General features: G+C 45.9%; 1 protein-coding gene. It reads right to left on the bottom strand.

The genetic code is table 11. From position 1 onward, the window contains the following. Positions 1–268 (bottom strand): ATP-binding cassette domain-containing protein (locus HMPREF3029_RS06710; RefSeq protein WP_144265434.1); only part of this gene is annotated, 268 nt, incomplete at both ends.

The raw sequence follows: 268 nt of genomic DNA on the forward strand, positions 1-268 counted from the left end.
TATGCGCTTTCTTTATCTTGTATTTTTTCTTCTTGTAACTTGCCGCCTTTTAAGATGTATAGGCGATCTGCGTATTTGAAAATGCGCTGATCATGCGTGATCATGATGCATGCTGCGCCGTTTTCTTTGACGCGCTGTTGGATAACTTCGACGACTTGTACTGCGCGCTCGAAATCGAGTGATGCGGTTGGTTCGTCTGCTAATATGAGTGATGGATCGTTCATAAACGCGCGAGCAATCGCGACGCGTTGTTGTTCACCACCAGATA

This window comes from Nosocomiicoccus sp. HMSC059G07, from assembly GCF_001815515.1.
Lineage (GTDB): Bacteria > Bacillota > Bacilli > Staphylococcales > Salinicoccaceae > Nosocomiicoccus > Nosocomiicoccus ampullae_A.